The 7,871-nt window shown below is 68.1% G+C and carries 7 protein-coding genes; 1 reads left to right on the top strand and 6 read right to left on the bottom strand.

Annotated features, from left to right (window positions below; all coding sequences use genetic code 11):
* Positions 1-248 precede the first annotated feature (248 nt).
* Positions 249-686 carry a GFA family protein gene (locus HC022_RS14785; protein WP_165617075.1) on the bottom strand — a complete coding sequence of 146 codons (438 nt, stop codon included), beginning with the start codon at positions 684-686 and terminating at the stop codon, positions 249-251.
* Between the two features lie 80 nt (positions 687-766).
* On the bottom strand, positions 767-2,203 hold the full coding sequence (locus HC022_RS14780; RefSeq protein WP_167452954.1) for an NAD(P)-dependent oxidoreductase: 1,437 nt from the start codon (positions 2,201-2,203) through the stop codon (positions 767-769).
* A gap of 226 nt (positions 2,204-2,429) precedes the next feature.
* On the opposite strand from HC022_RS14780, the gene HC022_RS14775 reads away from it, so the two are divergent.
* Complete coding sequence (locus HC022_RS14775; RefSeq protein ID WP_008883106.1) at positions 2,430-3,233, top strand: undecaprenyl-diphosphate phosphatase; 804 nt, start codon at positions 2,430-2,432, stop codon at positions 3,231-3,233.
* A 282-nt stretch (positions 3,234-3,515) separates the two neighbouring features.
* Here the strand turns inward: HC022_RS14775 and rlmH are convergent, their stop codons facing one another.
* The 4 genes from rlmH to HC022_RS14755 form a co-directional block, all read right to left on the bottom strand.
* Positions 3,516-3,986, bottom strand: coding sequence for a 23S rRNA (pseudouridine(1915)-N(3))-methyltransferase RlmH (gene rlmH / locus HC022_RS14770; RefSeq protein WP_008883347.1), 471 nt, complete (start codon positions 3,984-3,986; stop codon positions 3,516-3,518).
* 9 nt (positions 3,987-3,995) lie between these two features.
* Positions 3,996-4,367 carry a ribosome silencing factor gene (gene rsfS / locus HC022_RS14765; RefSeq protein ID WP_089959040.1) on the bottom strand — a complete coding sequence of 124 codons (372 nt, stop codon included), beginning with the start codon at positions 4,365-4,367 and terminating at the stop codon, positions 3,996-3,998.
* Between the two features lie 262 nt (positions 4,368-4,629).
* Positions 4,630-6,963 (bottom strand): aldehyde dehydrogenase family protein, encoded by a 2,334-nt coding sequence (locus tag HC022_RS14760; protein WP_167452953.1) that lies wholly within the window; start codon positions 6,961-6,963, stop codon positions 4,630-4,632.
* Between the two features lie 96 nt (positions 6,964-7,059).
* Positions 7,060-7,871, bottom strand: an 812-nt coding sequence (locus tag HC022_RS14755; RefSeq protein WP_254885098.1) for a transglycosylase domain-containing protein, incomplete at its 5' end; no start/stop codon positions are given.

Raw genomic sequence — 7,871 nt, 5'->3', positions numbered from 1 at the left:
TGATGCCAGCGTCGACGACCTTGCGCGACGGCTTGCCGTCGATCGAGACCACGAGGCCCACGCCGCAGGACGAATGCTCATGTTCCTCGCGGAACATGCCGTTCTCGGTCATCCACTTGCGCTTGGCTTCCTCGGCGGCGGCCCAGTTCTCGTCGTACTTGGTCATGGCATTGTACCTCCATGCGGGGTCGCGTCGTGCGACCGGTTGTTCGGATCCGGCGCGGGGCCGGGAATAGGTCGGTCGCGGATCAGGCGCCGTCGACCTGGGCGCCGTAGCGCGCCAGTGTCTCGGCGCGGGTCATCCGCGGGTGATCTCCGGTCAGCGCCCAGCAGTCGGGCTTCTGGTCGCTGAAGATCTCGCGTTCGAGTGTCAGCCCGTCGGCGTCGTCGAGCAGTCCGATGGTCAGCTCGTAGTCGCCGGCGTCGTCGACGCCCTTGTCGTAACGGTACCAGAGCACCGAGCCGCAGGTGCCGCAGAAGGCGCGGCTGGCCCAGTCCGAGGAGCGGTAGGCGCGGATGGCCTCGGCGCCCTCGATCTCCATGTCAGCGGCCGGGACGGTGACGGCGAACAGCGCCGATCCGGCCCAGCGGCGGCATTGTTCGCAGTGACAGACGCCGAAACCACTCAGCGACTTCGCGGTGAAGCGCACCGCGCCGCACAAACACCCGCCCGTCCGTTCCGGCATGTCCTGTTCCTCTGGCATGGAGCGGCGGACCATCCGGCGCTCCGGCTTGCGGGGCACCCCGGCCGGGATGCTCGCGGGCGTCACTCGGCCGCGATGGCCGCTTGCTTGTCGAAGTCCTGCAGCACGTGCTCGGCGCAGTCGCGGCCGTCACGGATGGCCCAGACCACGAGGCTTGCGCCGCGCACGATGTCGCCCACGGCATAGACGCCGGGCAGGGCGGTGCGGCCCGAGGTGAACTCGGCCTTCACGGTGCCCCAGCGGGTCACTTCCAGCTCGGGCGCGCCCCAGAGCGTCGGCAGCTCTTCCGGCTCGAAGCCGAGCGCCTTGATCACCAGGTCGGCGGGCTCTTCATAGTCCGAGCCCTCGATGATCTCGGGGGACTGGCGGCCCGACGCGTCGGCAAGGCCGAGGCGCATCTTCTGTACGATCACGCCCGAGACAGGCTCGCCCTTGAAGCCCTTGGGCGCGGTGAGCCATTCGAACTGCACGCCTTCTTCTTCGGCGTTCTGCACTTCGCGCTGGCTGCCTGGCATGTTGGCGCGGTCGCGACGGTAGAGACACTTCACGCTGTCCGCGCCCTGGCGGATCGCGGTGCGGACGCAGTCCATGGCGGTGTCGCCGCCGCCGATGACCACGACCTTTTTGCCCTTGGCGTTCAGTTCGCCGCTCTCGAACTCGGGGACGCTGTCGCCGAAGTTGGCGGCGCGGTTCGACGCGGTGAGATAGTCGATGGCCTTGACGATGCCGGCGGCGCCCGAGCCCGGGCCCTTGAGGTCGCGCGACTTGTAGACGCCGGTGGCGATGATCAACGCGTCATGCTGGTCGCGGATGTCCTCGAAGGACATGTCGACGCCGACGTCGCAGTTCATCACGAAGCGCACGCCGCCGTCTTCGAGCTGCTGAATGCGGCGCATGACCACGTCCTTTTCGAGCTTGAAGCCCGGGATGCCGTAGGTCAGCAGGCCGCCGCCACGGTCGTAGCGGTCATAGACGGTCACCTGAACGCCGGCGCGGCGCAGCATGTCGGCGGCGGCAAGGCCACCCGGGCCCGCGCCGATGATGCCGACGCTCTCGGCGCGCTCGATGGCGGGCGAGGCGGGGGTCACCCAGCCCTTTTCCCATGCGGTGTCGGTGATGTACTTCTCGACCGAGCCGATGGTCACGGTGCCATGGCCCGACTGCTCGATGACGCAGTTGCCCTCGCAGAGACGGTCCTGCGGGCAGATGCGGCCGCAGATCTCGGGGAAGGTGTTGGTCGCCTGGCTGACCTCGTAGGCCTCCTGCAGGCGGCCGGTCGCGGTCAGGCGCAGCCAGTCCGGGATGTTATTGTGCAGCGGGCAATGCGACTGGCAGTAGGGCACGCCGCACTGCGAGCAACGGCTCGACTGCTCGGTCGCCTTCGCGTCGGCAAACTCGGCATAGATTTCATCGAAATCCTTGTTGCGGGTCTCCGCATCGCGCTTCACGGGCATGTCCCGCTCGATCTTCACGAATTTGAGCATCGGCTGTTTCGCCATGTTCCTGGGTCTCCGAACAAGTCCTTGGGTCGAGCCTCAATACTCAAAGCGAAATCGAAATAAAAGTCAGAAGAGTTGACCTATATTCAGATTATTTGCACCGGTCCTGCGACCGTGCAGTCATTTTTTGTGAATTTTGGGTCGCATTTCGGACCTATTAGCCGCTTTCGCCTTGCGAACGCTCAGGTTATACGGCTGGTGTCAGGCTAGCTGGAGGTCCGTGAACATGCCAATGCTGCAATTGATCCTGCTGGCCCTGATACAGGGTATTACCGAGTTTCTGCCCATTTCTTCGTCGGGTCACCTGATTCTTCTGCCGAATCTTACCGGCATGGCCGACCAGGGCCAGGCCATCGACGTGGCCGTACACGTCGGCACGCTGGCGGCCGTGGTGCTCTACTTCTGGGCCGACGTGAAGGTCGCGCTCGCGGGGACCGTCGACCTGATCGTCGGGCGCCGCCAGACCCCGGCGGCGCGGCTGGCACTCGGCCTTGCCATCGCGACCATCCCGGTGGTCATCGCAGGCCTCGCCATGAAGCTCACCGGCCTCGACGAGGCGCTGCGCTCGGTTGCCGTCATCGGCTGGACCATGCTCGGCTTCGGCATCGTGCTGTGGTGGGCGGACCAGAAGGGCGCCACCCACAAGACCGAGGCCGACTGGGGGCCGATCGAGGCGCTCAAGATGGGGCTCTGGCAGGCGGTCGCGCTGATCCCCGGCACGTCGCGTTCGGGCATCTGCATCACCGGCGCGCGCTTCATGGGCTACAACCGCCACGACGCCGCCAAGATCTCGATGCTGATGTCGATCCCGACCATCCTCGCCTCGGGCGTGCTGCTCGGGGCGGAAGTCGCCTCCGAGGCAGATGCGCAGGTGGCCATCGACGGACTCATCGGCGCGGTCTTCGCCTTTGCCGCGGCGCTGGGGGCGCTGGCGCTGATGATGCGGCTGCTGCGTTCGGTCAGCTTCACCCCCTACGTCATCTACCGCGTCATCCTGGGCGCGGGCCTGCTGTGGTACGCCTACGCCTGAGCGTCAGGCGTCGGTTCGGACGTCGTGGGGAAAAGTTCGGCCCCGGAGTTGGGGACTCCGGGGCCTCAGGATGTGCCGGCCTGGGACGCAGTCAGAAAGGACCGCTGGGGACAGGTGACCGACACATTCACGCCTGTCTGATGGCAGCGCGACAGCGTGCTCGAATCTCGGGTAATTCAAAGGGGTTGAGGCTGGCAATCGGGGTTCTCTACCGCGGGCGGAAAGCCGCCTTCGGTTAGTCCGGCCGGGCGGAAAACTGCCGAGGGTTGTGTCCGCCACGCCTCAGGCGCGGTGGTAAGGGCTTCCCGAGAGGATGGACGCCGCGCGGTAAAGCTGCTCGGCGAGCATCACCCGCACCAGCATGTGCGGCCAGACCATCTGACCGAAGGACAGCGCCATGTCGGCCTCGGCCCGCAGCGCGGGGTCGATGCCGTCCGCACCGCCGATCACGAAGGCCAGGTCCTGGGTGCCGTTGTCGCGCACGCGGCCGAGTTCAGCAGCGAAATCGGGCGATGTCATCAGCCGGCCGCGCTCGTCGAGAATGCAGAGCCGCGCGCCCGAGGGCAGGGCACGGCGCAGCAGGTCGGCCTCGGCCGCCATGCCGCCGCCCTTGCGGTCATCGACCTCGACGATGCGCGCGGGACCCAGCCCAAGCGCCCGACCGGTGCGGTCGAAGCGTTTCAGGTAATCGTCAACAAGCTCGCGCTCCGGGCCCGCCCGAAGGCGTCCCACGACGCAGAGATGGACACGCATGCGTATTCGTCAGACGGCGTTGGTCGCGGTCTTGCCGATCGGCATCCACATCTTCTCGAGCTGGTAGAACTCGCGGACTTCGGGACGGAAGACGTGGACGACGACGTCGCCCGTGTCGATCAGCACCCAGTCGCCGGTTTCCTGGCCTTCGGATTTCGAAAGCACTCCCAGCTCATGCTTGAGATCCTCGGCGAGCTTGTCGGCAATCGACACCACCTGGCGCGACGACCGGCCCGAACAGATCACCATGTGATCGCAGACGGAGGTCTTGCCGCGCAGGTCGATCTGCACGACGTCTTCCGCCTTGTTGTCATCGAGGATCTTGAGGACCGTTGCGAGAATCTGCTCGCTCGTGACCTTGGAGTGGGGCAGGCCGCTCATGGGCGCCCCCGGCTCAGCGGCACCGGCCGCGTTCGCAGTAAGTGACAGGACATTGTCCTCCTTCTAGACAAGCGCCGAAAGCCACCCCGGCGCCGGGCGTAGGGAAAAGATAGCATCGGTAGTGTGAAATCTCAATGATCGCGGGGCCAGAGGGCCCCGCGCCCGGCAGAGAAGAGGCCCGATACGTCCGAAAGCCGAAGAGAGTCAAGCCTCTCGCGACGGGCGGCGACTGGCCTGCCGGGCCTCGCAGGGGCGCTCGAGGTCAGGCGCCCCAGGGAATCCACACGGTCTTGACCTCGGTCGCGGCGTCGAGGAACGCGCGCCCCTCGCCGTCGGCGCCCGTCCAGTCGCGGGCCATGCCGTCGTTGACCCAGCTGCGCTTGAGGTTGCCCGCGGCGTGCCGTTCGACCACCTCCGAGAGCGGCGCGCCCGAGAAGCTCCAGACCGAGTCGACATCCGCGTGGCCCGCCAGCGTCGGCGCCAGCTCGGCATGGCTGCCGGTCAGGATGTTGACCACGCCGCCGGGCACGTCCGAGGTGTCGAGCACCTGGTAGAACTCGGTGGCGGCCAGCGGGAAGGGCTCGGAGGCCACCAGTACGACGCGGTTGCCCATGGCGATGGCCGGGGCCATCAGCGACACCAGCCCGAGCAGCGGGTGCTGGTCGGGACAGAGCCCGCCGATGACGCCACAGGGCGCGCGCATCGCCAGCGCCGTGCCGCGCAGGGGCACACCCGCCACGCGGCCGTCGAACTTGTCGCACCAGGCGGCGTAGGTGAAGAGCCGCTCGATCGAGGTCTCGACCTCCTTTGCGCCGTCGCGCCCGCCGGTCAGCCGGTCGAGCAGCGTGGCGAAGCCATCGCTGCGGGCCGAGAGATTCTCGCCGATGTAGTAAAGCACCTGCGCGCGGTTGTGGGCCGAGGCCCCGGCCCAGCCGGCAGCGCCCCGCGCCGCCTCGACGGCGTTGCGGATATCCTTGCGGCTGGCGAGCGGCGCCTGCCCGATGAGGGCCCCGCGCTTGTCGTGCACGTTGCGGGCATAGCCGCCGTCGGGGCGGGCCTGCTTGCCGCCGATGTAGAGCTTGGCAGTGCGGTCGACCGGCTGCGGCTCGGCCTCGCCGCCGGGGAAGGCGGCGACGGGCTTGCCGGGCTTCGGCTTGCCGGCGGGCCTCGTGTAGGCGGTCAGGCCTTCGGGGCCGCCCTCGCGCCCGAAGCCGCTCTCGCGCAGGCCGCCGAAGGGCGCCGCCGCGTCGAACATGTTCGAGCCGTTGATCCAGACCACGCCCGCGGCCAGCTTCGGCGCCACGTCGAGCGCCACGTTGATGTTCTCGGACCAGACCGAGGCGGCAAGCCCGTAGCGGGTGTTGTTGGCCATCTCCACTGCCTCGGAGGGCGTGCGGAAGGTGGCGGAGACCAGCACCGGCCCGAAGATCTCGTCCTGCATCAGCGCCGAGGCGGGGGCGAGGCTGGTGATCAGGGTCGGCGGATAGAAACAGCCCTCGGGGCAGGGGCCCGGCTGGAAGACCTCGCCGTCGCTGGCCGCCACCATCTCGGCGATGCGCTTGTGCTGGACCGGGTCGACGATGGCGCCGACGTCGATGCACTTGTCGAGCGGATCGCCGATGCGCAGTTTCTCCATCCGGGCCTTGAGCTTGGCGTGGAAGCGTCCGGCGACGCCCTCCTGCACCAGCAGCCGGGAGCCCGCGCAGCAGACCTGCCCGCCGTTGAACCAGATGGCATCGACCAGCCCCTCGACGGCGCTGTCGAGATCGGCGTCCTCGAAGACGATGTAGGGCGACTTGCCGCCAAGCTCGAGCGTCAGCGCCTTGCCGCTGCCGGCGGTGGCCTCGCGGATGCGGCGGCCGACCTCGGTCGAGCCGGTGAAGGCGATCTTGTCGACCTCGGACGCGACGATCATCTCGCCCACGGCACCGTCGCCGGTGACGATGTTCACGACGCCCCTGGGCAGCCCGGCCTGGCGGCAGATGTCTGCAAAGAGCAGCGCGGTGAGCGGGGTCCATTCGGCGGGCTTCAGCACCACGGTGTTGCCGGTGGCGAGCGCCGGGGCCACCTTCCACGCCAGCATCAGCAGCGGGAAGTTCCATGGGATGATCTGGCCGCAGACACCCATGGCCACGCGCCCGGGCATCTCGGAGGCCATGAGCTGGGCCGAGCCCGCGTGATAGTAGAAATGCCGCGCGGCGAGGGGCACGTCGATGTCGCGGCTCTCGCGGATTGGCTTTCCGTTGTCGAGCGTCTCGAGCACCGCAAAGAGCCGCGCGTGCTTCTGCAGGAGCCGCGCCAGCGCATAGAGATGCCGTGCCCGGCCCGGACCGCCCAGCTTTTCCCACTTGGGCTGGGCCGCGCGGGCGGCGGCGACGGCGGCATCGACATCCGCCTGCGTTGCCTGTGTCACCTTCGCGAGCAGCGCGCCGGTGGCGGGGTTGCGGCTTTCGAAGGTGTCGCCGGGGGCGGTGAAGGCGCCGTCGATGAACTGGCCGAAGCCGGTCTCCTGCGTGGCGAGCCAGGCCAGCGCCTCGGAGGCGCTTTCGGCGGAGGGACCGTATTCCATGGTCTCGAAGATCTCTTTCACGCTCATGCTCTGGCTCCTTCCTCCCGAGGCAGCGCCTTTGTTAGAGCCGGTCGGCGTGCCGAGGGGAAGTGAAATCCACCCCGGCGCGCCATCGCTCCGACGTCAGCGTCCGCCGAGCAGGTCGTTCAGCAGTTGCTGGATGAAGTTGTCGCGCTGCCGACGCTCGCGCGTGGGCTGGCGCTGCTGCTGCTGGGGCTGCTGTTCGGCCACCTGCGGCGCGGGCTCCGACGGCGGGATCGCGGGCAGCGGGCGCTTCTCGAGTCCCTCGCTGACGCGCGACATGGTCTCGCGCCAGATGTCCGCAGGCAGGCCGCCGCCGGTCACGCCGTTGAGCGGCGAGTTGTCGTCGTTGCCCATCCAGACGCCGACCACGTAATCGGCGGTGAAGCCGATGAACCACGCGTCCCGGGCATCGTTCGAGGTGCCGGTCTTGCCCGCCGCCTCGCGCCCGTCGGGCAGCTTGGCGCGGCCGCCGGTGCCGTCGTTGATGACGTGCTGCATCATCCACACCAGCTGGCCCGCGGCCTCCTGCTGGATGACGCGTTCCTGGATGCCCGAGCTCTGGCTTACCAGCGGGGTGTCGTCGCCCTTCACCCGCAGCTCGACCTGGCCGTAGGGCACCACGCGCGAGCCGCCGTTGAGGAAGCCCGCGTAGGCGGCGGTCATCTCGAGCAGCGTCGCCTCGGAGGTGCCCAGCGCCATGGCAGGGGTGTCGTTGAGGTCGGAATGGATGCCGAAACCGGTCGCCACCTTGCGCACGAGATCGCGGCCCACGCCCTCGGAAATCTTGATCGCGGGGATGTTGAGCGACTGCGCCAAGGCCTGCGTGAGCGTCACGCGGCCCTTGTAGTTGCGGGTGTAGTTCTCGGGGCACCACTGGCCGGAGCCGGGGATGTTCATGCAGAAGGGCTCGT

The organism is Salipiger sp. HF18 (assembly GCF_011806505.1).
GTDB classification, from domain to species: Bacteria; Pseudomonadota; Alphaproteobacteria; order Rhodobacterales; family Rhodobacteraceae; genus Salipiger; species Salipiger thiooxidans.
Note: the sequence above shows the minus strand (reverse complement) of the source record. Positions and strands in the feature narration are given on the sequence as shown.

Bases quoted from the DNA above. Each gene is read 5' to 3' on its own strand.
- HC022_RS14785 (WP_165617075.1), bottom strand. From the start codon at position 686: ATGCCGGAACGGACGGGCGGGTGTTTGTGCGGCGCGGTGCGCTTCACC.
- HC022_RS14780 (WP_167452954.1), bottom strand. From the start codon at position 2,203: ATGGCGAAACAGCCGATGCTCAAATTCGTGAAGATCGAGCGGGACATG.
- HC022_RS14775 (WP_008883106.1), top strand. From the start codon at position 2,430: ATGCCAATGCTGCAATTGATCCTGCTGGCCCTGATACAGGGTATTACC.
- rlmH (WP_008883347.1), bottom strand. From the start codon at position 3,986: ATGCGTGTCCATCTCTGCGTCGTGGGACGCCTTCGGGCGGGCCCGGAG.
- rsfS (WP_089959040.1), bottom strand. From the start codon at position 4,367: ATGAGCGGCCTGCCCCACTCCAAGGTCACGAGCGAGCAGATTCTCGCA.
- HC022_RS14760 (WP_167452953.1), bottom strand. From the start codon at position 6,963: ATGAGCGTGAAAGAGATCTTCGAGACCATGGAATACGGTCCCTCCGCC.